We start from the raw sequence: 24,206 nt of genomic DNA, 5'->3' as shown, positions 1-24,206 counted from the left end.
TCTTTTTCAGATTTTTTGATTGTTAATTAACCCTCTCTCCAAACGGAGAAAGGGTGGCTTGCTCAGCGCTTTTGCGCGTCCGGGCGAATCATATCGAAACGGTGTTGTTCCGAGATACCATAGTAAGCCGTGGGGCCTCCCGCACGCAGGATCGGTTCGGCAGCCGCGGTCTGATAGATGCCGTGCTCGTCCAGCAAGCCACGATCGATATGCACGGCAACCACTTCCCCCAGTACCAACCAGGTGTCTACCTTTTCCCCGGCAGCACTTTGCAATTGAATACATTGTGACAGACGGCATTCAAAGTTGACCGGGCTTTCCGCTACCCGTTCAGCCTTTACCCGGCGGCTGGCTAACGGCGTTACGCCGGCAAAGGCAAATTCGTCTTCACCCCGTGCCAGGCTGGCAGAACTGTTATTCATGGCATCGGCAAGTGGGCGTGTCGCCAGATTCCAGACAAATTCGCCTGTTTCGACAATATTTGCGACGCTGTCTTTCCAGCCACTGCTGGCAAAGCCAACGATCGGCGGGCGGTAGTTGAAACAGTTAAAAAAGCTATAGGGCGCCAGATTACGTTGTCCGGCAGCGCTGATTGATGAGATCCAGCCGATCGGACGTGGGCCGATGATGGCGTTCAGTGGATCGTGTGGCAGCCCGTGGCCTGCGGCGGGTTCATAATAATAACGAGACTCACTGCTCATAAGTGACCTGTCATGAGATAAGAGAGCTTTTATTCTGACGTGTTTCCCGCACGCTGCAAGTTTAGCGGCGCTTTATGGTATCTTACGCGCCAGAAATACCTTTAAGAGATCCCGTCACGGTGGAAAAAAAGAAAACCTTCCCGCAGCAGAAAAGCGGCCTGCACCCGCGTAACCGTCATCGCTCACGCTATGATTTCCCTGCACTGATCGCCAGTTGCCCGGCATTGGAGCCGTTCGTCAAGCCGAACGCCTGGGGGGATGTCTCAGTGGATTTTGCCGATCCGGCAGCGGTTAAAATGCTCAACCGTGCGTTGCTGCAACATTTTTATGGTATCGAGCATTGGGATATTCCAGCCGACTACCTTTGCCCTCCGATCCCTGGTCGCGCAGATTACCTGCACCACTTGGCGGACTTGCTGGCAACCAGTAACGGTGGCGAAATCCCGCGCGGTAAAGGTGTGGCGATCCTTGACGTAGGTATTGGTGCCAACTGTATCTATCCGATCGTTGGCCTGCGCGAGTACGGCTGGCGCTTTACCGGATCTGAGATCGACCCCGTGTCACTTAATTCGGCCAAAATGATCGTCGAGATGAACCCAACGCTGAGAAACAGCGTGCGCCTGCGTTTGCAAAAACAGCCGGAATTCATCTTTAACGGTATTATCGGTGTGGCAGAGAAGTTTGACGCTACGCTGTGTAACCCACCGTTCCACGGTTCTGAACAAGAAGCGCATGCGAGTACCCGCCGCAAACTGCACAAGCTGGGCAAAGGCGAGGTGGCTGACAAGCCGGTGCAGAACTTTGGCGGTAAAAATAATGAGCTGTGGTGTGAAGGGGGCGAAGAAGCCTTTGTGCGTAAAATGGTCGAGGAAAGCGTCAGCAAGGCGCAGAATTGCCTGTGGTTTACGTCGCTGATTTCTAAAAACACGACGCTGCCGTCGATTTACCATGCGTTAAAATTGGCGGGTGCCGCCGAAGTCCGTACCATTGAGATGGCGCAGGGACAAAAGATCAGCCGTTTTGTGGCCTGGACCTTCCACGACGCAGAACAACAAGCCGCGTGGGCGGCAGAACGCTGGCGTTAATTCCCCGGGTGCCGGTTTTGTCGCCGGCGCCAATAAAACTTCGCGTTTCCCTTTCAATTTCTTCAACTTGCGTTATTCTCAATACAGTTATCTGTAACAAAAATCCTAATTTAATTATTTATTCAAAAAATAATAATCACATAACTAAATTGATGTTTTTAACTCGGTTAATATCGTCTATCCGGGGAAATTAGGCTCGCCTGTTTCTCGGGGTGTTGCACGTCTGTGTGTGGGCGCAGCGTGCAAGAAAATAAAATGAAAAGCGTTTTCTCGCTAAATCATCTGCCAGAAGGACACCCACATTATGCTGTTACGATTCAGTCAGTTAAATACCCACAGCCGCGCTGAGTTGAGTGCGATAGAAAATGCCGTTGCCATGATTGTATTTAAACCTGATGGCACTGTGCTGCGCGCCAATGATTTATTTTTACAGACCATGGGATTCCAGCGGCAGGAGGTGATTGGCCAGCATCACCGTATTTTTTGTGACCCGCAATATGTCGTAAGTTCTGCCTATCTCAAACATTGGGATATGTTAAATAATGGCAAACCGATCACGGATAATATAAAACGCATTCGCAAAGACGGTGAAACGGTGTGGTTGCAGGGTACCTATGCACCGGTCTTAAACAAGAAAGGCCAGGTGGTGGAGATCGTCAAGATCGCCAGCGTAGTGACGGAACGCATTACTCAGGCGCAGGAACATCAGAGTTTATTGGCGGCGTTAAATCGTTCCATGGCGATGATCACGTTCAACGCGCAGGGAACGATCCTCGACGCCAACGACAATATGTTGAAGGTCATTGGCTATCGGCTGGAAGAAGCGCGCGGGCAGTCACACGCGGTGCTTTGCACGCCGGAGTTTGCTGCCTCCGATGATTACCGCCAACACTGGCAGCGACTGTCTCGCGGTGAGTTTATCACCGGGCGCTTTGAACGCGTCAACCGCCGTGGGGACAGGGTATGGCTGGAAGCCAGTTATAATCCGATCCTCGACGGAAATGGGCGGTTGGTGAAGGTTGTAAAAATCGCTCAAGACATCACCCGACTCATGATGCAACAGCAGCATGAAGAGGAGATGGTACGCAACGTGCACCATTTGTCGTTGGATACTGACCGGCAGGCATCGCAGGGCGCGCTCATCGTTCAGCAGGCGGTGGAAGGCATGCGGCAGGTTGAGGCGGCAGCGCGTCAAACGTCTGATGTGATCAGTGAATTGGGCCAGTGCTCACAGCAAATTGGTACCATTGTTGAGGCTATCCGTAAAATCGCTTCCCAAACAAACCTGTTGGCGATCAACGCGTCGATTGAGGCCGCACATGCGGGCGAGCACGGGCGGGGTTTCGCCGTGGTGGCCAATGAAGTGCGCACGCTGGCAGAGCAATCGCGTAAGGCGGCGACGGAGATAGAGCGAATGACCAAATCCATTCAGCACGGCGTGGCAGCGGCGATTGCCGGCATGGCAACCTGCGTGGATCAGGCTGGTGGTGGGGTGACTCTGACGCATGACGCCGGGGAAGTGATCAATCAGGTGAACGTTGGCATGCAGGACGTGGTGAAACTGATGCAGGCCTTCACCTCGGTTAAACAAGAGGGTGCACTGCACTGATCGTCTCTACGCTAACCCTGGGCAACGGGGTTAGCGCCTTTCTCGCTTTACCCTTCTGCGGGTTGTTTATCTTTGGTTCAAACTCGTCGGTTTGACATTCTGTATGCTGCCATTAAAAGTGAACGAACGTTCGTTCACTTGCGTAATAAATTGAATGTCGCTAGCCACCTTTCAACCGCGAGACAGGCTCATGGGAAACCGAGAAAAAATTGTTGATGCCGCATTGCACAGCTTTACCCATAAGGGTTTTCACCAGACCAGTATGCGAGATATCGCACAGGCCGCGGGTGTCAGCGTGGGTAACCTTTACAACCATTTTGCCGGTAAGGACGCCTTGATCGGTGAAATAGCGCTTCTGGAGAATGCGTTCTTCACGGAGTTCGCCGCACGGTTGGTTGAGGATAAACACCGGCCCCGGCAGGCGCTGTCCGACTTTTTCACCGCTTATCATGTTTTTGTCTCATCACCGGACAGCGTTCAGTTGGCGACGGAAATCGTGGCGGAGGTTGCCCGCAATGCCACTTTGGCGAAGAAGTTTGATGCCAACCAGCAGCAACTGACGGAGGCGCTGGTGCAGGTTATCGTCCTGGCGCAGCGAGCTGGCGAGATTGCGGCGGCGTTAAATCCGCACGAGCTTGCCCAACTGATTCTGGACGTGATTGAAAGCCAGGCCCTGCGGCAGGCGATTTTCCCGCGCAAGGCGCCGACGGTGGCGAATCACTTGCTGGAACAGTTGATTTTCATGCAAGCGTAATGGGGCGAAAAATGCTTGATATACAACCTTACCGTGAATCCTGTCGCTTGCAGACGGCTGCGCTGATTTACGCTGCCTTTGACGACAAATTCCAACGCCAGTGCGGGTTGAGCGCACGCCAACAATGGCGGTTGTTTTACTGGCTGTGGAGCTGGAATCAAAGCAACAGTCAGGAGCACAGCTTTGTCGTTCGGCGAGCGGGTAAGGTGGTGGCAGCATTTGGGCTCAAGTCTGCGGGGCGGTTGGGCAATTGTGCCTTGAGGGCGCGTCCGTTGCCGATACTGGGGTTGTGCCGTCGTTATGGCATGCTGAACTTTTGGCGTATGTACCTGCAAATCGCGTTCTTACAGCACGCGCCTGCCGCCGGTGAACTCTATCTCTCCTACCTGGCGGTAGATGAAAAGCTGCGGGGCAAAGGCGTGGGAAAAATGTTGATCGAATGGATAACGGACTATGCAGCGGCACAGCAGCCTAACCGTTGGTTGCGTTTGCACGTGAGCCAACAAAATATCGGCGCACGGCGTCTGTATCAACAATGTGGTTTCAACATGGGCCGGCGGGAGAGACACGCTTCACTGTGGTGGCTGTTTCGCCAGGCAAACTGGTTGCTAATGGAAAAGCGCATCGGGGAAATGCGGTGAAAAAAATAGCCGTTTGTTTACTGGTGTTGTTTGTCGTGGCGTCAGGCTGGGTCCTCTACGCCAACGACTATCAATATGTCACCGAGCCGGTTCGGTTGACCGCCGGTGGCAACGCCCTTGCCGGTACGCTGGTGCTGCCGAAAAACGTGCACGGAAAGCCGGGCGTGATTGTCTTTGTTCATGGTGATGGCCCTGCCAATGCCAGCCGTGACGAAGGTTACTACGGCATTTGGGAGACCATGGCCGAACAGGGTTATGCCGTTTTATCTTTTGATAAACCGGGCATCGGCGGCTCTTCCGGCAACTGGTTGCACCAAACCATGGACGACCGGGCAAAAGAAACGGCGGACATTATTGACTGGGCCAGAAAAGACGGGCGCTTTAACCCGCAATGCGTCGGGTTATGGGGGGCAAGCCAGGCGGGGTGGGTGATGCCGGACGTTGCACGGCGGCGACCCGATATCGCTTTTACGCTGGTGATGTCTCCGGCGATCAACTGGCTAACACAGGGGCGATACAACACCCGAGCGGAAATGGAGGCTGCGGGTGATGATGAGCAACGCATTCAGGAGCGCGAAGCTCAAGAGAGGCACGTATTATCCCTGCTGAAACAGCCGGACGGCTACACGCAATACCTCCGTGAATATGGTGAGGCGGCGACGTTAAGTGCGGATCGTTGGCAGTTTATTCGTGCCAACATGGCCAGTGACGCCAGGGTGGGGCTGAGAAATTACAAAACACCGGTACACCTGATGGTGGGCGGACGCGACATCAATGTTGATGCGAACGAGACTGAACGCGTCTACCGGCAAGTCGTCCCCGCCGACCTGCTGACGGTGACGCGAATCGAACAGGCTGACCATGCCATGGTCAAACCGCTGTTTGTCCGTTACCCGTCGTTGATCAACATCATCGGCCTGTTTGCGCCGCGATCGATACAATTTGACGCTTATCAGCAGGATGTGGCGGCCTTCCTGGCCGCCCATCCCTGCACGACGCGGTGATGCTTGTCAGGGCGCTGCCGGTTGTGGTCCCGCGTTCGGCGCATAGGACAGCTGCATCGCCTGCTGTGGCAGGGTGATGCCCGCCCGTTCGAAATGCATCTTCACCAACCGATCGAGGGCGTATTGCACGACCCACTGTTTCAGCGCCTGAGTGCGTAGGGTGACCCGGGTAGTGAAAGAGCGATCGCCCAGCGCCACCACGCCGTTGAACACCGGTTCGCCAATCAGAAAGTACTTCACCTGCTCATCCTGTTTCAGCGCGGCGACGGCCTGATGCAGCACGTCGTGGACACGATCAATATCTTCATCACGGCTCACGGTGTAATTGGCTCGGTAGACGCCAAACTCGCGGGCGTAGTTCGCCAATGTGGTGATCGAAGAGAAGGGGACGATGTGGTAAACACCATAATCGTCCCGCAGGCCAATTGAGCGGATAGTCATGCGCTCCACCGTGCCGGTAATGCCGCTGACGGTGACATATTCACCGGTATTCATGCCGTTCTCAAACTGGATGAAGACACCGGTAATCACGTCTTTCACCAGCGTTTGTGCACCAAAACTGATGGCGAGGCCGAGCGCCCCGGCACCCGCCAGCAGGGGCGCAATGTTAATACCGACCTGCGACAGCACAATCATGATGGTAATGGTGCTGATCACGATCGCCAGAACGTTACGAAACAGCGTCAACAGGGTGCGCTCGCGTGCGCTTGGGCGAATGCCATTGCTCAACTCCAGCGCCAGCCGGTGCTCGATGACGCTGGCCATCAACGTCCAACTGAAGACGGCAATGACCAGAATCAGCAGAATATGCATCAGCCCGCCAATCACCTTTCCACCGTTGTCGCTGCTCGCCCATTGATACAGGTTGATCAGGTGCCAGGCGTCGAACAGGAACAGCGTCACGGCCAAAACCACCATGACCCGCAGGATTTTCAATCCGTTTGGGATGTAGGCGTTAATGCGTCTCTCCAGCATGGGGTAACGCAGATTAACGTCGGCCGGCAGTGAGATGCGGCGAAAAATCCAGCGAGTTAACATGCCTGAAAGTAAGGCCCCCAGGCCGATCACCAGCAGGCTTTTCACCGTTGCCGTCATCATAAAGCGCAGGCTGTTGCCGATATCAAATTGTGAAAGCACGAACAGCACCAGGAAATAGGCGATCGCCAACAGGTGCCAGACGTGCCCAAGGCCGCGAAGAATTACGCTAAAGAACGCCATCGAACGTTCTGCCAGCAGGTTAATTTGGTGCTGTATCGGTTTGCGGTTGTGCAAGATCAACGCGACGGCATACAGCGTCAAAGCCAGCATCACCGCCAGATTGACCGCGGCCGCGGCCGGGTAGCTGATTTGTACCGCCACGACGGGCACCACAACCATCAGGCCGTAGCCGATCAGACCGCTGAGCCAGGCGAGGCGCGTATTCCAGTAGTGGGCCGAGGTGTCGCTGAACGGGAAAGGGCGCAGGTAATCAAAGTTGGGGGCAAAGATCAGCCGCAGTACCGCTTTGAAGAATTCAATCACCGCAAAGGCACTCAGAAACAGCGTTTGCAGACGCATGATGGTGGCGCTGTCGGCATTAACATGGCGAGCGAACAGGTTGCCCGCTGCAAGCGCCAGCAGTAATACCAGCAGATCGACGGCAAAGGCACCGAGGATGGCGACGGGACGTTTATACCAAGGGCCGTGTTGCACCCTGGCGTTGTGGCCCCAGTTGCCCATGTGCTTATACAGGGGGGCGATCAGACGACGGATCAGATGGAACAGGGCAAAAGTGACCGCCACTGTCAGCAGGAAATAGCCCAGGGCGCGAAAAAAACTGTCGGCATTAAACGTGCGTTTGGGGCCGGAGTCGATCAGCTTTTGTAGCGAATTCAACCTTTGGTTGAGGGTACTGATGCCAGCCTGCGCCAAATTGCTCAGGTTATCGCTCAGCGTGTCGGCGGCTTCCGGCGTGTCGGTTTGCGGCTGGGTTGCGGCGGATTCGCCGGCCTGCTGTCTCAGGTGACTGATCAGCCCAGCACGGGCTTTGTCATCTTGCAGAATATCCGCCAGCGCGGCGTAAGACGCTTTCTGTTGTTCAGTTTGGTCACCAGGAGCGGCATTTTGTGGGGGTTGCGCTATCGCTCGTGGAGAGGCTACGGCGACTGTCAGCAGCAATAACAACGGGAATAAACGTAAATGTTCTCGCAGATGAGAACCGAATCGGGAGTATGCGGTTGTGGGCATTGATCCTCTCTTGGGGCTCTGTAAATCGGCGGATTAAATACAAATGCTATAAAAAACAAACAACATAGTAGGAAATGAAGAGAGATGAAGAGTGGGAACGCGTGCTAAATAGAAACGGCGGGCGCAGAGTGCGCCCGCCGCTGAGCAGGGTAAATCAGGAAACGTGTTGCAGGAACTCGCGTAGGCGAGGGCTTGGCGGATGGTTAATCAACGCGTGCGGATTGCCGTCTTCTGCAATCCTGCCTTTGTCGATAAAGATCAGGCGCGACGCCACTTTTTCGGCAAAGCCGACTTCGTGGGTGACGATCACCATGGTCATGCCTTCTTCCGCCAAATCCTGCATGACTTTCAGCACTTCATGGCGCAGTTCTGGATCGAGCGCCGAGGTAGGTTCATCAAACAGCATCATTTTCGGCTTCACGGCCAGCGCGCGGGCGATCGCTACGCGCTGTTGCTGGCCACCGGACAGCTCGGAAGGATAATGATGTGCGCGCTCGGCCAGACCAACCTTGGCCAGCAGTTCACGTGCCAGCTTTTCTGCGTCTGATTTTTTCAAACCGCGTACGCGGATTGGGCCAAAGGCAACGTTTTCCAATGCCGTCAGGTGCGGGAACAGGTAAAACTGCTGGAACACCATGCCGGCTTCCTGACGGATCAGGCGATCGTCAACTTTAGGATCGTTGGCTTTCAGGCCGTCGACGAAGAGATCGCCACTGGTGATCTCTTCGAGCTTGTTGATGCAACGCAGCAGGGTCGACTTACCCGAGCCTGAAGGGCCGATAATCACCACGACCTCACCTTTTTCGATCTTCAAATCGATATTATGCAGCACTTGGGTTTGGCCAAAATGCTTGGAGACGTTTTTAAATTCAATCACAGGATTTTCATCCTTCTTTCCAGACGACGCAGAACGAAGCTCAGCACCAGGGTAATAATCAGATAAATAACCGCTACGGCGCTCCAGATTTCCAGCGCACGGAAGTTACCGGCAATAATTTCCTGCCCTTGACGGGTCAGTTCCGCCACGCCGATCACGATGAACAGCGAGGTGTCTTTGATGCTGATGATCCACTGGTTACCCAGCGGCGGCAGCATACGCCGCAGCGCCAGCGGCATGATGACATAGCGGATGGTTTCACGCCGTGACAGGCCGAGCGCCAGGCCTGCCTCACGGAAGCCGTTATGGATCGACAGCACCGCACCGCGGGTAATTTCCGCAATATAGGCGCCGGAGTTGATCATAATGGTGACCACTGCCGCACTGAAGGGATCGATACGTAAATCATTGAACGCCATCGGCAGGGCGAAGTAGATGAACATGACCTGCACCACGATCGGCGTGCCGCGGATAACTTCAATGAATACCAAGGCGACGTGGTTGGCAATCCAACCGCCATAGGTACGAGCAAAACCGGCAACAAGGCCGATGATCAGGCCGCCAACAAGACCGAGGACCGAAATCCACAGGGTCATTTTGGCGCCTTCTAACAGGATAGGGATGGCGGGCCAGATGGCGCTCCAGTCGAACTGCATGGTTTTTTCTCCCGGTGATCCCAAACGTGGGAATCAGATACAACAAAGCGCAGGGGCTAAGACACCACCCCTGTGCTTAAGTGAATCAGTGACTGACTTCATCCATTATTTAGGTTCGGTACCGAACCATTTTTTGTAGATTTCGTTGTAAGTGCCGTTTTCGCGCAGGGTTTTCAGTGCGCCATTGACCTTCACGCGCAGCTCGTCACTGCCTTTAGGGAAGGCGATGCCGTATTGTTGAGCTTCCAGTGAGTCGCCAACGGTTTTGAACTTACCGGCACCGGCAGTCTTAATGAAGTACAGGATGTTTGGTGTGTCGTGCAGTACGGCATCAGCGCGCTTGGTGCCCAGTTCCATATAGGCGTTATCGATGTTCGGGAACTGACGCAGATCTTTGGTTTTGATGTGCTGTTTGGCGTAATCCACGGAGCCGGTGCCGCTCTTCACCGCTACCACTTTACCGTTCAGATCATCGATGCCTTTGATGCTGTTGTCGTTGGCATTCACCATCACCAGCAGACCGCTTTTGTAGTAGCCGTCAGAGAATTCGATGGCTTTTTTACGCTCGTCGGTAATGGTGATACCGGCCAGCGCCAGGTCGATATTTTTGGTTTGCAGAGCAGGGATGATGCCGCTGAAATCCATAGGTTTCAGGGTATAGTCCAGTTTCAGCTCTTTGGCGATAGCGGCCCACAGGTCGATATCGAAACCAACGTATTGATCACCTTGCTTGAACTCAAATGGAACGAATGCGGTGTCGGTGGCGACGACCAGTTTGTCTGCTGCGTGGGAGCTTACGGCAAAGGCCAACGAAAGTGCGGCCAGGGAGACTTTAAAAATTGACTTCATGAGAGGAATTTCCTGTACAGGTTGCGGATTACCCATTTTTTATATTGCAGTTGGTGCCATGAAAAAATCGTGCCATGTTTACAACCACTATAAAAACAAAGAGTTGTGGTGTGATGTTGTGTCTGAAGGTCGAATTATTATTTATATGCACCAAATGGAGGCACCAAAATGGTGCTGATGGCTGCCTGTTGGTGCATTGGTCTATCATTAACCAAATAATGGGGGTGAAACAACCGATAGTTAACGGTTTAGCTTCAATATTGATAACTAACTCTAACTTTTATGCCGCAAAGTGGTTTCATCTGGTGCAAGAGTGTTCAGTAAGAGCGATCGGTGGACACAATTGGCGTTACCGCAGCTGGCTGTCTTTACTGCCGCGGCGGTTATACAGGCTGCTGGCTGCCTGTTTTTTATCCATCTCGGTTTGGCAGGCAAGGCAATAGCGCACGCCTTTTAGCGCTTGCTGGCGTGCCAATGGAATTTCTTCTCCGCATTCCTGACAATAATGCGCACTTTCGCCATGACCCAGTGCCTGCCTTGCACGCTGCACTGCATCATCTAGGGTGGAATCAATTTGATCCTGTACGGCGCCGTCTGACGCCCATCCGCTTGCCATGATGGCCTCACATTGACAGAGCCGCTACGCCCTCAATGTATTTACTATGGGCGATTTTTTGAACAATTCAAGCGGCATAAATAAAAGAAAAACAGGCTGGGGCAAAGCCCGCAGCCTGTTCAGGCCCGCTACGCGGGCCGTAATTGTCGATTTTTAAGTGGCTTATTCTATGTTGGATTCGATAAACCACAGGAACTTGTCCAGATCTCGGGATGCTGCAGTAAACATATCGGCAGTATCTTCGTCTTCGACCTCTGTGATGGCTTTGCGAATGTCATTTGCGACGTCGCCGTAACGATCGGCCAGCGCTTTCAGGTGTTCCTGTACGCTATGGATGTTGGTTGGATAGCTTTCCAGTGGGGTTTTATCGTTTACCACCTGGACTGTACCCAAGGCTACGCCGCCCAATTGCACGATACGTTCGGCAAAAGTGTCCTGGTGATCGATGATCGCAGTGCGGAACCCGTCGAGCATTTCATGCACGGCAATAAAGTTAGCACCACGCATGTTCCAGTGGGCCTGTTTGGTGATCAACGACAGGTCAATAAACTGGATAACCTGACGGTTCAACGCCTTGATGGCCTCCAGCTTGGTTTTTTCGTCCATATCATTACGTGTATAAAGCAGGTCAGAAGATTTCGTTTTAACCAGTTTAGCGGTACTCATATCAGATATCCTCTTGATGGGTTATTGTCCTATTTTTTCCACGAGAGAAATTATAGCAGTGATGACGTATTTTGCAGGGGGAAAATAACGATGGAATAAATAGGTTTTAACGAATTGAATATTAACCTTAAGCGGGGTAGACTTAATTTGTTAATGTGTTTTTTATTTTAACGCGTTGTAATGTATGTGAAATGTTTTTACGTGCTTCTGTTTTTAGTTACGCCACGCAATTATTTTAAAATCGGTTGTATCTCCGCGATAATTTTCATTCTCAATGCCGACGTTTTCGGGTTAATGAGCCAGTTTGCTATCAATAAAATGGCCGTTAATTCATATTGATAGGCTAATTGTATCTGGCTAAAATATTCTGCCTTAATTACAGAGCTGCACGCGTATGAAAATCAATGTCGTTGGAACCAGTGGCAGTGGCAAAAGCACGCTAGCACGTCAGTTGGCTGAAAAGCTTGTGCTGCCTTACATCGAGCTTGATACGCTGTTTTGGCGTTCTGACTGGCAAGGTACACCCGATGACGTGTTTATCGCGCGAGTAACGCAGGCGTTGACTGTGGCGGAAAGCGGGTGGGTACTCGACGGCAATTATAGTCGAACGAAAGCGGTAAAATGGGATAGCGTTGATTGGGTGGTGTGGGTGGACTACGGGTTCTGCCGTACACTGTACCAGGCCGTTCGTCGTGCCGTCACCCGCGCATGGCTAGGCACCGAGCTGTGGCCAGGTACGGGAAACCGCGAAAGCTTTCGTCGGTCTTTTTTCAGTCGAGAGTCAATCGTTTTGTGGACCATTAAAACCTACCGTAAAAACCGTCGCGGCTACCTTGCCGACATGAACAATAGCCAGTACCAACATATCCGCTTTATCCGGTTGCGTTCACCGGGGCAGACCAAAAGCTTTATTCGCAACTTGCCCCTTTAAATGCCGCCATTGCAGCAAACGAATGCGCGGGTTTTCACGAATAGAACATGGCCAGAACCAACGCAGTCGGCCAGCCCTTGATTAGATCAGCAGCGTGTAATGCACCCTCACCACCGCTTTTTTGATCGGTGTTGGTGCATTCAACTGACAGCCGGTCTTATGCGGTTCATGGGGAAAGAATAGCGCATACGCGCCGGGGAACATGGCGAGTGTTTGGCGGTGGTGTGAGATGCTCACACGATGGGTATCCTGAGCATCGTCATAGGGTAACTCGCTTTGCCAATCGCCGGGCATACCATAATCAATGCGCTCTTCACCGCTGATGAGTAAATGAATGTCGGCATAGTTATGGTGAAGCTTTGCATGCTGAGTTTCCGCTAATCCTGTGGTTAACGTCATTACGTCCATAAAGATCTTGTCACCCTCTATGTCATGCCGTCCCAATGTCAGGGCTGGCAGGTCATATTGACGAAGCGCGGTGAGGGTCTTGATCAAAACAGGTGACAGCCCACGCCCGTAGCGTGGGTTAAACAGCGTGTTATAAATCACTTTAATTCTCCATGTGGTAAACCCTGCTGGGTTTGGTTCCATAAACGCGTGGGGGGACTGCGGGGAAAAGTATGCCTGCTTACCTGTGCGAAAACAGTTAACCCGCCTGCATTCCGCTGTTGGAAAATGCAGGCGGTTGTTGATTTTTAAGACAAGCTCTCGATCTGTGGTTTTGGCTTGATGGTCAGGGTCGCCCCCATTGAGGCCGCAATGATTGCACCTAACGCCAACCACTGCACCGTAGTCAGGTGTTCGTTGAGGAACAACATCCCCGACAGTGCTGCCAGCGCGGGCTCAAGACTCATCAAGGTGCCGAAGGTGCGAGCCGGGAGCCTGGGTAACGCGATAATCTCCAACGAATAAGGCAGCGCGGTGGATAAGATTGCCACGGCCAATGCAATGGGCAAAATATCGATGTTCAGTAGCGCGCTACCTGCTTGCCAGGCCCCTATTGGGCAGAATACCGCCGCAGCGATCAGCGACCCGACCGCCACGGTCCCAGGGCCGTGGTCACCCCCCGCTTTCTGGCCGCAGATAATGTAGACCGCCCAGCAGGCACCTGCGCCTAATGCGCAGGCGGCACCTAAGGGATCGATACTCTCTATGTTATGGCCCAGTGGCAGCAAGAACCAGAGCCCGGCCACCGCCAGTATGACCCATAAAAAATCGATCGCGCGGCGTGAGGAGAACATGGCGACCGCCAAGGGGCCGGTGAACTCCAACGCGACGGCGATACCCAGTGGCAGGGTGCGCAAAGAAAGATAAAACAGATAATTCATCGCCCCCAATGTCAGGCCATAGATGAACAAGGGCAGGCGGCTACCGGCGGCAAAGCGCATGCGCCATGGGCGGAAGATAATAAACAGGATCAGTGTGCCAATACTCAAGCGCAACGTGGTGATGCCTTCTGCACCGACCAATGGAAACAGGCTTTTGGCCAACGACGCACCGGTCTGGATAGACACCATGGCGATGATGAGCAAGCAGATAGGCAGCAGCGTGGAAGACGCTTTAGCAGTTGCAGACGAGGACATCCTTTAGAGCCTTTTATGCGTTTCCCATCAGGTGGGAAGACTATCGATATTCGGATGACGGCAGTGTAAATGAAATGAGGTAAATGTGTCTGAGAAATGCGTGTGCAACGGAGAAAAGTGCCGGCTCTGGGGTTAGGTGCTGGTTTTTTTGCGCATAAAATGCGCATTTTTTAGGAATCGTCTGGATATTAAATAGGTGATTGTTGTCACAGAAACGAGTAGAATACGGCCCGAAAATAGAGCGAAAAGAAGAAGATACACTGTTCTTGAAATCTAATGTTACACGATATAAAGCATTAGACACTCATTTTAAGGCAGAGTTTCACGCTAATTTTTGCTATATTTTCAATGCATGAACAAATGGATTTACTTAAAAATATAACGCGTTTGAGGTGGTTATGAAAAAAATTGCATGTCTTTCCGCAGTAGCAGCCTGTGTATTAGCAGTAACCGCAGGTACCGCATTCGCTGGTCAGAGCACCGTATCCGCTGGCTATGCGCAGGGTGATCTCCAAGGCGTTGCTAACAAAGCCGACGGTTTCAACCTGAAGTATCGTTACGAGTTCGATAACAACCCACTGGGTGTGATCGGTTCCTTTACCCACGTGGAAAAGAACGGTTCTGAGAACGGTTACTACGGTAAATCACAGTACGATTCTATCACTGCCGGTCCAGCTTACCGCTTCAACGACTGGGCAAGCATCTACGGTGTGATCGGTGTTGGCTACGGCAAAAACATCGACAACGCTCAGAACGGCACTGACCGTAACGGCAACAGCGACTACGGCTTCACCTACGGTGCTGGCCTGCAGTTCAACCCAATCCAGGACGTTGCTCTGGATGTAGGTTACGAGCAGAGCCGTATCCGCAGTGTTGACGTTGGTATCTGGAGCGTTGGCGTAGGCTACCGTTTCTAAGACTTCTCCATGCCTACGGGCGTGAGCATGTGGCGCAATTGGCCGCATCAGATAAAAATCCGCCTTCGGGCGGATTTTTTTTACCTGGTGTTCGGGGGGGTTACTTACCCAGTTTCTGCCCCGGCTCTGATGAAAAGCGCGCGCTGCGGGCATCACGTTCGTAACCTTGGGGTTGCGTGAGTATTTCATACAGTGCAGGCCGGCGGCCGTGGATCCAACGGCGTCCGGTGCTGAGCGGGATAAGGGAAAGATCGAGTTCGGCTATAACCATTTTATTTTCGGCTACCCAGGTTTCTGCCAGAATACGGCCGTACGGGTCGAGAATCATCGCGTTGCCAGTGCGCACTTCGTCATCATCACGCCCCACACCGTTGCTAAATAAAACAAACAGGCCATTGTCATGCGCGCGCGCCGGTAACCAGCGTAGCAACCAACCACGGCCATGTTCACCACGGAAAGCCGCTTCTATCGCCGCTGGGTTTTCCAGCCGCTGTTGCCAAAGTTCCAGTGGGATCGGCTTCATACCGTGCGGACTGCGTGAATGGGTGCCGCCCGTTTGGTGCGGCGCCAATAATACCTCTGCGCCTAACAGTGCCGTCGCACGTACGTTTTCCACCAGGTTATTGTCCCAGCAGATGAGTACCCCCATCCGCACACCCCATGGCGTATCAAAAACGGTAAAACTGTCGCCGCTGGCTATGGCTGGATGCTCAAAGGCATGCAGTTTGCGGTGAACGTGAAGTGTGCCGTCAGGCAAGCAGACGGCGTAAGCGTTGTAATACTTACCCTCTTCGCCCTGTTCAATCAGCCCGACGCCGATTGCCATGTTGTAGCGTTCTGCCAGTGGACGGATTCGCGCCAGGGAAGGGCTGGTGGCTATCGGTTCCGCCAGTGCGGCGATTTCGCCGTCACTGAGGTGTCGTACATGCCAATAGCCGGTAATGCACATTTCTGGAAAGACCAGTACCTGAATGTGTTCGGTAGCGGCTTGGGCGATAAAGCCTTCAATCACTGACAGGTTGTAGTTTTTATCGTTGGCACGATGGTGGAATTGCACCGTGGCGGCGCGCAGAGAGGTGGTCATAGGGTTACCTTTTCGCTGTTGTCTTGCGTTGATTACAGCAAAGTGATTGATTACGGTATAATCAATTAAATTCTTTATTTGATAACCTAGTGGAATGGATATTCGACAATTACGTGCCTTTGTGGTGCTGGCAGAGCAAGGCAACTATCGCCTGGCGGCGGAGTTGCTCTGCATTACCCAACCGGCACTGAGCAAACAGATTCAGGCATTGGAGGCGTTGCTCGGTGCCCGCCTGTTTAACCGGGGGCGTCAAGGGGCGCAGCTGACTGCCAGCGGGCAACGGCTTTATCCTGAAGCGCAGACGCTGGTTGGGCAACATATGCACTTTCAACAGCGTGCATTACGCGTGGTGAAGGGAGAGGCAGGGCGCCTGGCCATTGGGTTTGGCTTGTCCAGCTTTCATCTGGCACCGCAACTGGTCGCGTCTTTCCGCGGGCGCTTTCCCGAGGTTGCCGTAGGGTTGGAAGACTTGCCTTCTGAACGGCAATATCAGCTGTTATTGCACGGCGAGCTGCAGATCGGGTTTGTGCGGTTGCCTGTCAGTGCGCCATTGCAGGCAAGCGCATTGCTGCGCGATCGGCTGGTGTTGGCAGCACCGACGGCCCTGGGGTTGCAGACAGAGACGCTGATGAAGCAGTTCAATACGTTGCCATTATTGCAGCTAACGCCAAAACGTGGGCGGGGTTTGAGCGATCAGTCGCTCCGTTTTATTGCCGCTAATCAACTGGCCCCGAACGTAGTACAGCAGGCAGGTGATATCCAGACGTTGCTGGCCCTGGTGGCTGCCGGTATCGGTGTTGCCCTATTGCCGCACAGTGTCACGCATATTGCACCGGCAGGTATCGATATCCTGCCGTTAAGCGGCGAACAAACCGAATGGCAAGTCGGCATTGCCTGGAATCCGCAGCAGCCTGATGCGCTGCGGGACAACTTTATCCAGGTTGCGTTGGCGGCTGCGCCGGTGGAATAACCGCCGGTGTCATAACGGGCAGTGCATCACCAGTATCGGGTTCTGATGGTATTCACTGCGGTGACTTTCGCTAAAGCCAACCTTCTTTGCCAGTGCCACTGAGGGTTGGTTTTCCGGTGAGATAATGCACACCGCCTTATCCCCCGGTAAATGCGTTTTCCCCCAGGCCAGTGCGGCACGCAGTGCTTCGGTCGCATAGCCTTTGCCGTGGGCTGCCGTCACCAGTGTCCAGCCCATTTCGGGGGCGTCGAGCGCCGGAGTGATATCACGTTGGAAGTCGGAGAAACCGATACCGCCCAGGTAGGCACCGCTGATTTTATCTCGCACCGCCCAGTAGCCATAACCCAGCAGAGCCCAGTGGCCGGCGTAGCGCATCAGACGTCCCCAGGAGTCTTCCCTGTCCCTCGGTGTACCACCGATATAACGCACGACATCAGGATCGGCCCACATGGCGGCCAGCGAGTCAAAGTCGGCTAGCGTATGTGCATCAAGGCATAAGCGTTCGGTGAGTAACTGGGGTGCGGTCGTAATAAGGGTCATTATTTTTTCCTGCACAGAGCCAAAGGCGGTCTGTGCAGTATGCCAGAGAAATTACACGACCAGCCACAGTAACCAGGTGAACAGGAAACCGCTAAGACCGAGAATCGTGGTTAACACTGTCCAGGTTTTCAGTCCGTCGGCGACGGAGAGACCAAGGTATTTGGTGACAATCCAGAAGCCGGAGTCATTCACATGCGATAACCCCAACCCGCCGAAACAGGTTGCCAGCGTCACCAGGACCAGCTGCAGTGGGTTCAAGCCGCTCACTGCTTCTGACAGCAAACCGCCGGTGGTCAGGATAGCGACAGTGGCGGACCCCTGCGAGGCGCGCAGGGCGAGAGAGATGATGAATGCGGCGGGGATCAGCGGCAGCCCGATCGTGGTCAAAACGTCCGCCAATGCCTTGCCCACGCCGGATTCCACTAAAACCTTGCCGAACACGCCGCCAGCGCCGGTCACCAGAATCACCACGGCAGCGGTCGGCAGTGCTCCTCCCATGACGTCGCTGGTGTGTTGCAGGCTCCAGCCACGGCGTATCGCCAGAAAATAGAATGCCAGTAGCAGGGCGATCATCAGCGCGACCGCGGGAGAGCCGATCAGCGACAGAGTGTCGCGCAGTGCCAAGCCCGGTTCGAGCAGCGTGGCGGAAACGGTACCCAGCATGATAATGGCAATGGGGATGACGATCAGCGCGGCGACCAGCCCGGCACTTGGCGGGTTAATGCGATCGCTTAACGGTGCTTTGCCTTCCGGTGCGGGTTCCGGGGCTGCTAACTGCAACTGTTCCAGTACCTCAATCGACAACGGATAGCTTTTGCGATTCAGTCGGTTGGCGGTGAAGTAGCCGATAATGCCCACCGGAATACAAATGGCGAGGCCAAGGATAGTCAGCCAGCCGATGTCTGCATTCAATAACCCGGCAGCAGCTACCGGACCGGGATGTGGCGGCAAGGCAACGTGTACTGTCAGCATCACGCCGGCCATGGGCAGGCCGAATTTCAACGGGGAAACTTTAGCGACCTTGGCAAAACCGTAGATGATAGGGGCCAGGATAATAAAGCCGACGTCGAAAAAAACCGGGATGCCAAGAATAAACGCAGCAATGGTCAGTGCGGCAATCGTACGCTTCGGTCCCAACGCTTTACTGAATCGTTGGGCCAGCGACTCAGCGCCACCGGAGTGTTCGATCATTCTGCCGAGCATGGCGCCAAGGCCAATAATGATGGTCACCGACCCCAGCACGCCGCCCATTCCAGCGGTCATGACTTTCATCACTTCACCGGTCGGGATGCCACTGGCCAGTGCCACCAGCAAGCTTACGACCAGCAGGGCGACAAACGGCTGGATCTTGGCTTTGATCACCATTAACAAGAGCAGGACGACACCGAATACGGCAATCATCAAAAGCATAGAGGTAGACATGGGATAGCCTTTAATTGGGTAAGCGTCAGGCACCGCGATCGCCGGTAGCGATACGGGTGCGTTTAATTTTTATGTTGTTGCTGTGCAGGTATGGAGGAGCGGCCTGTTACAGGTAAGGCCTTATCCAACCCAGTCCGGCGCGGGTATCGCCGCGCGGCTTGTATTCGCAGCCAATCCAGCCGGCATAACTGATGCGGTCCAGCTGTGCGAACAACCAGGGATAATTCAGCTCTCCGTCGTCCGGCTCATGGCGATCGGGTACCGATGCAATCTGAATATGGGCGTAGCGGCCAGCCAATGAACGCATGAGGCCGCTGATATTGCCGTCCACTAACTGAGCATGGAAAAAATCAAACTGAATGAAAACGTTTGGGCGGTCGATGGCGTCGACCAGCTCTGCCGCCTGATGCTGGCTGGAGAACAGATAGTTGGGTTTAACCTGTGGGCTAAGCGCTTCGATCAACACCTTGATCCCCTGTTTCGCGAAGCTATCGGCGGCGTAGCGGATATTCTCTATGAAGGTATCGCGATAGCGCTGCCAATCTTCTCCCGGGGGAACCACGCCGGCCATGACGTGTACGCTGGGGCAACCCAGCGCGATGGCGTAGGCCAGTGCCCGATCGATATCCGCGCGTGCCGCCTGTTCACGACCGGGTACCGCGGCTAGCCCCCATTCACCGGCATCGACGTTGCCAGGGGCGGTATTGAACAGGACTTGTTGCAGGCCGTGCTGATGCAGTTTTTCCGCCAGCAACGCCGCCGGATATTCATAAGGGAACAGAAACTCCACGGCATGGAATCCCTCGTCTGCAGCGGCCTCGAACCGTTCAAGGAACGGCAGCTCGTTAAACATCATTGATAAATTGGCAGCAAATTTAGGCATGGTTCAGCTCCGTAACTCGGCAATTTCATCATCGGTCAAATAACGAATGGGACGGTTGCCGAGGGTAAAAATCAGCTTCGCCGCATCCTCCATTTCTTCAGTATTATCTGCCGCGGCCCGCAGATCCTTACCTGTTACCACCGGGCCGTGATTGGCCAATAAAAAGGCGCGGTGTGTCGGTGCCAGTTTGGCCAGGTCTGCCGCCAGCCGGAGATCGCCTGGGCGATAATAAGGTACCACCGGCACCTTACCGACCCGCATCACCACATAGGGTGTGAAAGGTTTAATGGCGTTCTCTGTGTCCAGCCCCTGCAGGCAGGACAGAGCGGTGAGATAGGTGCAATGCAGGTGAACCACGGCTTTACACTCCGGGTTATTCAAATACAGCGCGCGGTGGAAACTGATCTCTTTTGACGGTTTATCACCAGACAGCCATTCGCCGCTCAGGCTGACCTTCGACAAGCGTTCGGCCTGCAATTCACCCAGGCAGGAACCGGTGGGGGTTGCCAGTAGCGTGCCGTCTGCCAACAACAGTGAAAGGTTGCCGGCGGAACCGGTGGCGTAGCCTCGCTGGAAAAATGAAGCGCCCAGACGCACCATTTCTTCACGCGCTTGCTGTTCAGTCGTCTGGATCATAATGGGAACTCCGTTTGCGCACGGGCGAAAAAGTTTTCATCGCCAAAATTGCCCGATTTCAAGGCCAGTGAGACAGGTTGATCAATGGCGCGTACCCAGGGGACGCCAGGAGAAATACAGGGGCCAATATGGAAACCACGAATGCCCAGCGCCTGCGTCACAACGCCGGAAGTCTCACCGCCGGCAACGATAAATCGACAGACGCCGTGCTGCTGGAGCTGTTTAACCAGGGTGGCGAACAACGATTCGACCGCGTGGCTGGCGGCGGCCATGCCGTATTGCTGCTGTATCTGTTGCAGTGTTTCCGGTTCGGCGGTGGCGTAGAGTAACGGAGCCAGTGGATCATCGACATGCTGCTGTGCCCAGTCAGCCAGCTCTGTTGCGTAGGCCATACGGTCAGATTCGGTGAGACAACGGGCGACATCGATAGCCCTGGCTGCCGCTTGCTGACGGTAGCGTGCGACCTGCCGATTGGTCATGGTGGAGCAGGATCCGGACAATACCGCCGCTTTTTTCCCTTGCGGAGCACCTGCAATCTGAGGGTTACCTTGCCCCGGTTGCGCCCATTGACGTGCCAGGCCGATCGCCAGACCAGACCCCCCGGTGACCAGCTTCATGTTTTTTAACGCCGCACCCTGAGTTAGCAAATGTTGTTCATTCAGCGTATCCAGAACGGCATATCGCACACCCTGCTGCGCTAACTGCTGCAATTTCTCCGTGATGATTCCGACACCGCGGTCCATTTCTGCGGCTGTCACCAGCCCACAGCGGCCCTGAGCCTGCTCTTCCATCAGTCGTAACAGGTTACTGTCGGTCATCGGCGTCACTGGGTGATGACGCATACCGGATTCCGACAGCAACTGATCCAAGACGAACAGATACCCTTGATACACAGTACGGCCGTTGACCGGCAGCGCCGGGGATATCACCGTTTGGGTTTCGCCCAGGGCATCAAGCAGGGCATCCGTCACTGGGCCGATATTGCCCTGAGCGGTGCTGTCGAAGGTCGAACAATATTTGAAGTAAAACTGTTGGCATCCCTGGCGTTGTAACCAAGCCAGCGCCTGTAATGACTGTTCAATCGCCTGTGCTGCAGGACAGGAGCGAGATTTCAGGCTGATGACCACGGCCTGCGACGCAACGGGGAAATCATCCTGTGGAACCCCGTTCAACTGGACGGTGGATAGGCCGTTTTCAACCAGAAAACTGGCAATATCGGTGGCCCCGGTAAAATCGTCTGCGATGACGCCGAGCAGCATTATGCGTTCTCCTTTTTCTGCGGCAGATCTATACCAGCGAAAATCTTGATCACGGCGCTGTCGTCCTCTTTACCAAAACCGGCGTTGCTGGCAGCGGTGAACATAGTAAAGGCGGTGGAAGCCAGGGGCAGCGGGAAATGCAGTTCTTTGGCGGTATCCGTCACCAGCCCCAGATCTTTCACGAAAATATCCACCGCTGATTTAGGTGCATAGTCACCATCGACCACGTGCTGCATGCGGTTCTCGAACATCCATGAATTGCCGGCGGCATGAGTGACGACATCGTACATCACGTCCAGAGGGATGCCTGCGCGGGCCGCAAGCGCCATGGCCTCCGCACCGGCGGCGATATGCACACCGGCCAGCAACTGGTGGATGATTTTCACCGTGGCTCCCAGGCCAATGTCTTCGCCAATGCGATAAACTTTGCCGGCAATCGCATCAAGAACCGGTTGTAGCTGGCGGAACGTCGTTTCCGCGCCAGATGCCATCACGGTCATTTGACCCTCAGCGGCCTTCGTCGCACCACCGGAAACGGGGGCGTCCAGCATGTTCAGGCCCTGTGCCCGTAGCTGTTGTTCGATCTCTTTGGCGTCGGTGGCCGAAATGGTGGAGGACACCATGACCGGCGTATTGGGCTTCAGCTTCGCTGCCAGGCCGTTATCACCAAACAAGATCTGTTTCACCTGCACGGCATTTACCACCAGCAGTAATACCGCGTCCAAATCCGCCGCGAAACCGTCAGCGTTGTTAGCGGCTTGTTTGGCGCCGGCCTGCTGTAATGCAGTCAGCGCCTGTGGGTTAAGATCGACACCGTACGTCGTTAGCCCCGCGTTAATGCACGACTTTGCTGCGCCCATTCCCATAGAACCCAATCCAACGATGCAAACTGCAAAATCACGTGGCTGTGTCATGCCATACCTCATGTTAATTTTAGTGATAATTTGTTTTGTTGTGTTAAATATAAGCGCTTATCTGGACAGCGTCAGCGATCGGTATCACAATTATTAACAGATTATCAATCAGGCTCACCGACCAAGTAAAATGAAAGTGAGGGTTATCCAACTGTTTTAACTATTAAAAATATATTATTGATAGCATGACCAGCCTCACGACCTGAAAAGAGGACGCTTTCGTAGAACGAAAATTGACGTAAAATCACAATTATTATCACTGCGGCAAAGAGAGGGAATCGTGATACCTGTAGAACGCCACCAGCAAATATTAGCGCTGGTATCTGAACGCGGGGTAGTCAGCATTGCTGAATTGACCGAACGGTTGGGTGTGTCGCATATGACCATTCGCCGCGATCTGCAAAAGCTTGAGGAGCAGGGCGCAGTTCTGGCGGTTTCAGGCGGCGTGCAGTCCGCAGAACGGGTAGCGATAGAGCCGTCGCATCAGGACAAAGAAGGGATGTACAGCCAGCAGAAAGCGGCTATCGGTCAATTGGCGGCCCGGCAGATCCCCCCCAATAGTTGTATCTATCTGGATGCAGGCACCACGACGCTGGCGCTGGCGAAACATATCAGCGATCGCGACGATCTAACGGTCGTCACCAATGATTTTGTGATTGCGGGTTACCTGATCGAGCACAGCCAGTGCAAGATCATTCATACCGGCGGTACCGTCTGTCGCGAGAACCGTTCATGTGTCGGTGAAGCTGCGGCGCAGGCACTACGCGGGTTGTTTATCGATCTGGCATTTATTTCCGCTTCGTCATGGAGCATGCGTGGCCTGTCGACGCCGAATGAAGACAAGGTGATGGTGAAAAAAGCCATTGTTGACGCCAGCCGGCGCTGCATCCTGCTCAGTGACACCTCCAAATACGGCAAGATAGCCACCTACCTGGCGCTGCCGATCGCGGCGTTTGACGCCATTATTACCGATGACAATCTCCCCACCACGGCGCGGGAGGCAATCCTGCAGGCGGATATCACGCTGATGACGACGGGAGAGTGAAGCTAAACAGAGCCCCCTGGCGGGGGTTATGGCATCTTGGCGGTATCGTAATGATGGATGACCGGTCCCGGCTCACCGAGTTGGCCTCGTTCACGCCATTCCTGACATCGTTGTTCCCACCAGGCTTCATGGAAGGCTTGCATGGCTTTCAGGCGCTGTTCTTTAATACTTGGAGAGGTAAAATCCGGCTCCAACGCGTGCTCCAAGGCGTTAAATTTCGATGACATAGAGTCCGTCCTTTATGAATTCCATTTTGTACAAATACCGTACTCTTTGAGCGTGTTTTTTCAATAGTTGATCATAGATTTTGGCCAAAGCCGGTCTCAAGGGGACGCTAA

The 24,206-nt window shown here is 54.0% G+C and carries 26 protein-coding genes; 9 read left to right on the top strand and 17 right to left on the bottom strand.

The window, feature by feature from the left end:
* Window positions 1-62: 62 nt before the first annotated feature.
* Window positions 63-701: a flavin reductase family protein gene (locus ACI2J2_RS10625; protein WP_404760048.1), complete on the bottom strand. Its 639-nt coding sequence runs from the start codon at window positions 699-701 to the stop codon at window positions 63-65.
* A gap of 119 nt (window positions 702-820) precedes the next feature.
* On the opposite strand from ACI2J2_RS10625, the gene rlmF reads away from it, so the two are divergent.
* The 5 genes from rlmF to ACI2J2_RS10600 all read left to right on the top strand — a co-directional run bounded on the left by rlmF (window position 821) and on the right by ACI2J2_RS10600 (window position 5,794).
* Window positions 821-1,786 carry a 23S rRNA (adenine(1618)-N(6))-methyltransferase RlmF gene (gene rlmF, locus ACI2J2_RS10620; RefSeq protein ID WP_209632348.1) on the top strand — a complete coding sequence of 322 codons (966 nt, stop codon included), beginning with the start codon at window positions 821-823 and terminating at the stop codon, window positions 1,784-1,786.
* Window positions 1,787-2,090: 304 nt separating this feature from the next.
* Window positions 2,091-3,395 carry a PAS domain-containing methyl-accepting chemotaxis protein gene (locus ACI2J2_RS10615; protein ID WP_209632349.1) on the top strand — a complete coding sequence of 435 codons (1,305 nt, stop codon included), beginning with the start codon at window positions 2,091-2,093 and terminating at the stop codon, window positions 3,393-3,395.
* 190 nt (window positions 3,396-3,585) lie between these two features.
* Window positions 3,586-4,149, top strand: coding sequence for a TetR/AcrR family transcriptional regulator (locus tag ACI2J2_RS10610; RefSeq protein WP_404760047.1), 564 nt, complete (start codon window positions 3,586-3,588; stop codon window positions 4,147-4,149).
* Window positions 4,150-4,160: 11 nt separating this feature from the next.
* On the top strand, window positions 4,161-4,790 hold the full coding sequence (locus ACI2J2_RS10605) for a GNAT family N-acetyltransferase (protein ID WP_404760046.1): 630 nt from the start codon (window positions 4,161-4,163) through the stop codon (window positions 4,788-4,790).
* Window positions 4,787-5,794: a S9 family peptidase gene (locus ACI2J2_RS10600; protein WP_265556341.1), complete on the top strand. Its 1,008-nt coding sequence runs from the start codon at window positions 4,787-4,789 to the stop codon at window positions 5,792-5,794. Before ACI2J2_RS10605 ends, ACI2J2_RS10600 begins: the two co-directional genes overlap by 4 nt.
* A gap of 6 nt (window positions 5,795-5,800) precedes the next feature.
* Here ACI2J2_RS10600 and ybiO read toward each other — a convergent pair whose 3' ends face one another.
* From ybiO to dps, 6 genes are all read right to left on the bottom strand, one after another.
* Window positions 5,801-8,020: a mechanosensitive channel protein gene (ybiO, locus tag ACI2J2_RS10595; RefSeq protein ID WP_404760045.1), complete on the bottom strand. Its 2,220-nt coding sequence runs from the start codon at window positions 8,018-8,020 to the stop codon at window positions 5,801-5,803.
* A gap of 154 nt (window positions 8,021-8,174) precedes the next feature.
* The gene (glnQ, locus tag ACI2J2_RS10590) at window positions 8,175-8,897 is read right to left on the bottom strand and encodes a glutamine ABC transporter ATP-binding protein GlnQ (protein ID WP_209632354.1); all 723 of its coding nucleotides are present in this window, start codon (window positions 8,895-8,897) and stop codon (window positions 8,175-8,177) included.
* Window positions 8,894-9,553, bottom strand: coding sequence for a glutamine ABC transporter permease GlnP (gene glnP, locus ACI2J2_RS10585; protein WP_037425367.1), 660 nt, complete (start codon window positions 9,551-9,553; stop codon window positions 8,894-8,896). Before glnP ends, glnQ begins: the two co-directional genes overlap by 4 nt.
* 105 nt (window positions 9,554-9,658) lie before the next feature.
* Window positions 9,659-10,402: a glutamine ABC transporter substrate-binding protein GlnH gene (gene glnH, locus ACI2J2_RS10580; protein WP_209632355.1), complete on the bottom strand. Its 744-nt coding sequence runs from the start codon at window positions 10,400-10,402 to the stop codon at window positions 9,659-9,661.
* 349 nt (window positions 10,403-10,751) lie between these two features.
* Entirely contained in the window at window positions 10,752-11,018 is a 267-nt protein-coding gene (locus ACI2J2_RS10575) for a DksA/TraR family C4-type zinc finger protein (protein WP_209632356.1), read from the bottom strand.
* 162 nt (window positions 11,019-11,180) lie between these two features.
* Window positions 11,181-11,684 (bottom strand): DNA starvation/stationary phase protection protein Dps, encoded by a 504-nt coding sequence (gene dps / locus ACI2J2_RS10570; RefSeq protein WP_404760044.1) that lies wholly within the window; start codon window positions 11,682-11,684, stop codon window positions 11,181-11,183.
* Window positions 11,685-12,078: 394 nt separating this feature from the next.
* Between dps and ACI2J2_RS10565 the strand changes: the two genes are divergently transcribed.
* Window positions 12,079-12,615 (top strand): adenylate kinase, encoded by a 537-nt coding sequence (locus ACI2J2_RS10565; RefSeq protein ID WP_404760043.1) that lies wholly within the window; start codon window positions 12,079-12,081, stop codon window positions 12,613-12,615.
* An 81-nt stretch (window positions 12,616-12,696) separates the two neighbouring features.
* Here ACI2J2_RS10565 and nanQ read toward each other — a convergent pair whose 3' ends face one another.
* Together nanQ and rhtA are read right to left on the bottom strand one after the other, a co-directional pair.
* Window positions 12,697-13,164: an N-acetylneuraminate anomerase gene (gene nanQ, locus ACI2J2_RS10560; RefSeq protein ID WP_404760042.1), complete on the bottom strand. Its 468-nt coding sequence runs from the start codon at window positions 13,162-13,164 to the stop codon at window positions 12,697-12,699.
* A 146-nt stretch (window positions 13,165-13,310) separates the two neighbouring features.
* Entirely contained in the window at window positions 13,311-14,198 is an 888-nt protein-coding gene (rhtA, locus tag ACI2J2_RS10555; RefSeq protein ID WP_209632360.1) for a threonine/homoserine exporter RhtA, read from the bottom strand.
* A gap of 398 nt (window positions 14,199-14,596) precedes the next feature.
* Between rhtA and ompX the strand changes: the two genes are divergently transcribed.
* Window positions 14,597-15,115: an outer membrane protein OmpX gene (gene ompX, locus ACI2J2_RS10550; protein ID WP_209632361.1), complete on the top strand. Its 519-nt coding sequence runs from the start codon at window positions 14,597-14,599 to the stop codon at window positions 15,113-15,115.
* A 100-nt stretch (window positions 15,116-15,215) separates the two neighbouring features.
* Here the strand turns inward: ompX and ACI2J2_RS10545 are convergent, their stop codons facing one another.
* Window positions 15,216-16,199: a nitrilase family protein gene (locus tag ACI2J2_RS10545; RefSeq protein WP_404760041.1), complete on the bottom strand. Its 984-nt coding sequence runs from the start codon at window positions 16,197-16,199 to the stop codon at window positions 15,216-15,218.
* Window positions 16,200-16,293: 94 nt separating this feature from the next.
* Between ACI2J2_RS10545 and ACI2J2_RS10540 the strand changes: the two genes are divergently transcribed.
* On the top strand, window positions 16,294-17,169 hold the full coding sequence (locus ACI2J2_RS10540) for a LysR family transcriptional regulator (protein WP_404760040.1): 876 nt from the start codon (window positions 16,294-16,296) through the stop codon (window positions 17,167-17,169).
* 9 nt (window positions 17,170-17,178) lie between these two features.
* Here ACI2J2_RS10540 and ACI2J2_RS10535 read toward each other — a convergent pair whose 3' ends face one another.
* The 6 genes from ACI2J2_RS10535 to ltnD form a co-directional block, all read right to left on the bottom strand.
* Complete coding sequence (locus ACI2J2_RS10535) at window positions 17,179-17,709, bottom strand: GNAT family N-acetyltransferase (protein WP_265556346.1); 531 nt, start codon at window positions 17,707-17,709, stop codon at window positions 17,179-17,181.
* Between the two features lie 51 nt (window positions 17,710-17,760).
* Entirely contained in the window at window positions 17,761-19,131 is a 1,371-nt protein-coding gene (locus ACI2J2_RS10530) for a GntP family transporter (protein ID WP_265556347.1), read from the bottom strand.
* A gap of 106 nt (window positions 19,132-19,237) precedes the next feature.
* On the bottom strand, window positions 19,238-20,014 hold the full coding sequence (gene otnI / locus ACI2J2_RS10525) for a 2-oxo-tetronate isomerase (protein WP_265556348.1): 777 nt from the start codon (window positions 20,012-20,014) through the stop codon (window positions 19,238-19,240).
* Window positions 20,015-20,017: 3 nt separating this feature from the next.
* Window positions 20,018-20,650, bottom strand: coding sequence for an aldolase (locus ACI2J2_RS10520; RefSeq protein ID WP_404760039.1), 633 nt, complete (start codon window positions 20,648-20,650; stop codon window positions 20,018-20,020).
* On the bottom strand, window positions 20,647-21,909 hold the full coding sequence (otnK, locus tag ACI2J2_RS10515) for a 3-oxo-tetronate kinase (RefSeq protein WP_404760038.1): 1,263 nt from the start codon (window positions 21,907-21,909) through the stop codon (window positions 20,647-20,649). The genes ACI2J2_RS10520 and otnK overlap by 4 nt, the downstream gene beginning before the upstream one ends.
* Window positions 21,909-22,823, bottom strand: a complete 915-nt coding sequence (ltnD, locus tag ACI2J2_RS10510) for an L-threonate dehydrogenase (protein WP_209632368.1) — start codon at window positions 22,821-22,823, stop codon at window positions 21,909-21,911. The genes otnK and ltnD overlap by 1 nt, the downstream gene beginning before the upstream one ends.
* A 280-nt stretch (window positions 22,824-23,103) precedes the next feature.
* On the opposite strand from ltnD, the gene ygbI reads away from it, so the two are divergent.
* Window positions 23,104-23,868 carry a DNA-binding transcriptional repressor YgbI gene (ygbI, locus tag ACI2J2_RS10505; RefSeq protein WP_209632369.1) on the top strand — a complete coding sequence of 255 codons (765 nt, stop codon included), beginning with the start codon at window positions 23,104-23,106 and terminating at the stop codon, window positions 23,866-23,868.
* 26 nt (window positions 23,869-23,894) lie between these two features.
* Here the strand turns inward: ygbI and ACI2J2_RS10500 are convergent, their stop codons facing one another.
* Window positions 23,895-24,095 (bottom strand): hypothetical protein, encoded by a 201-nt coding sequence (locus tag ACI2J2_RS10500; RefSeq protein ID WP_209632370.1) that lies wholly within the window; start codon window positions 24,093-24,095, stop codon window positions 23,895-23,897.
* Window positions 24,096-24,206: the final 111 nt, after the last annotated feature.

It is taken from the genome of Serratia sp. NPDC087055, from assembly GCF_044900985.1.
In the GTDB taxonomy this organism is placed as follows: domain Bacteria; phylum Pseudomonadota; class Gammaproteobacteria; order Enterobacterales; family Enterobacteriaceae; genus Serratia.
Note: the sequence above shows the minus strand (reverse complement) of the source record. Positions and strands in the feature narration are given on the sequence as shown.

Coding starts and splice junctions, on each gene's coding strand:
- rhtA (WP_209632360.1), bottom strand. CDS start 14,198: ATGTCCTCGTCTGCAACTGCTAAAGCGTCTTCCACGCTGCTGCCTATC.
- ACI2J2_RS10605 (WP_404760046.1), top strand. CDS start 4,161: ATGCTTGATATACAACCTTACCGTGAATCCTGTCGCTTGCAGACGGCT.
- dps (WP_404760044.1), bottom strand. CDS start 11,684: ATGAGTACCGCTAAACTGGTTAAAACGAAATCTTCTGACCTGCTTTAT.
- ACI2J2_RS10575 (WP_209632356.1), bottom strand. CDS start 11,018: ATGGCAAGCGGATGGGCGTCAGACGGCGCCGTACAGGATCAAATTGAT.
- glnP (WP_037425367.1), bottom strand. CDS start 9,553: ATGCAGTTCGACTGGAGCGCCATCTGGCCCGCCATCCCTATCCTGTTA.
- glnH (WP_209632355.1), bottom strand. CDS start 10,402: ATGAAGTCAATTTTTAAAGTCTCCCTGGCCGCACTTTCGTTGGCCTTT.
- ACI2J2_RS10545 (WP_404760041.1), bottom strand. CDS start 16,199: ATGACCACCTCTCTGCGCGCCGCCACGGTGCAATTCCACCATCGTGCC.
- ACI2J2_RS10610 (WP_404760047.1), top strand. CDS start 3,586: ATGGGAAACCGAGAAAAAATTGTTGATGCCGCATTGCACAGCTTTACC.
- ACI2J2_RS10625 (WP_404760048.1), bottom strand. CDS start 701: ATGAGCAGTGAGTCTCGTTATTATTATGAACCCGCCGCAGGCCACGGG.
- ltnD (WP_209632368.1), bottom strand. CDS start 22,823: ATGACACAGCCACGTGATTTTGCAGTTTGCATCGTTGGATTGGGTTCT.
- ACI2J2_RS10540 (WP_404760040.1), top strand. CDS start 16,294: ATGGATATTCGACAATTACGTGCCTTTGTGGTGCTGGCAGAGCAAGGC.
- ompX (WP_209632361.1), top strand. CDS start 14,597: ATGAAAAAAATTGCATGTCTTTCCGCAGTAGCAGCCTGTGTATTAGCA.
- ybiO (WP_404760045.1), bottom strand. CDS start 8,020: ATGCCCACAACCGCATACTCCCGATTCGGTTCTCATCTGCGAGAACAT.
- ACI2J2_RS10565 (WP_404760043.1), top strand. CDS start 12,079: ATGAAAATCAATGTCGTTGGAACCAGTGGCAGTGGCAAAAGCACGCTA.
- ACI2J2_RS10615 (WP_209632349.1), top strand. CDS start 2,091: ATGCTGTTACGATTCAGTCAGTTAAATACCCACAGCCGCGCTGAGTTG.
- ACI2J2_RS10535 (WP_265556346.1), bottom strand. CDS start 17,709: ATGACCCTTATTACGACCGCACCCCAGTTACTCACCGAACGCTTATGC.
- otnK (WP_404760038.1), bottom strand. CDS start 21,909: ATGCTGCTCGGCGTCATCGCAGACGATTTTACCGGGGCCACCGATATT.
- otnI (WP_265556348.1), bottom strand. CDS start 20,014: ATGCCTAAATTTGCTGCCAATTTATCAATGATGTTTAACGAGCTGCCG.
- ACI2J2_RS10500 (WP_209632370.1), bottom strand. CDS start 24,095: ATGTCATCGAAATTTAACGCCTTGGAGCACGCGTTGGAGCCGGATTTT.
- ACI2J2_RS10530 (WP_265556347.1), bottom strand. CDS start 19,131: ATGTCTACCTCTATGCTTTTGATGATTGCCGTATTCGGTGTCGTCCTG.
- ACI2J2_RS10520 (WP_404760039.1), bottom strand. CDS start 20,650: ATGATCCAGACGACTGAACAGCAAGCGCGTGAAGAAATGGTGCGTCTG.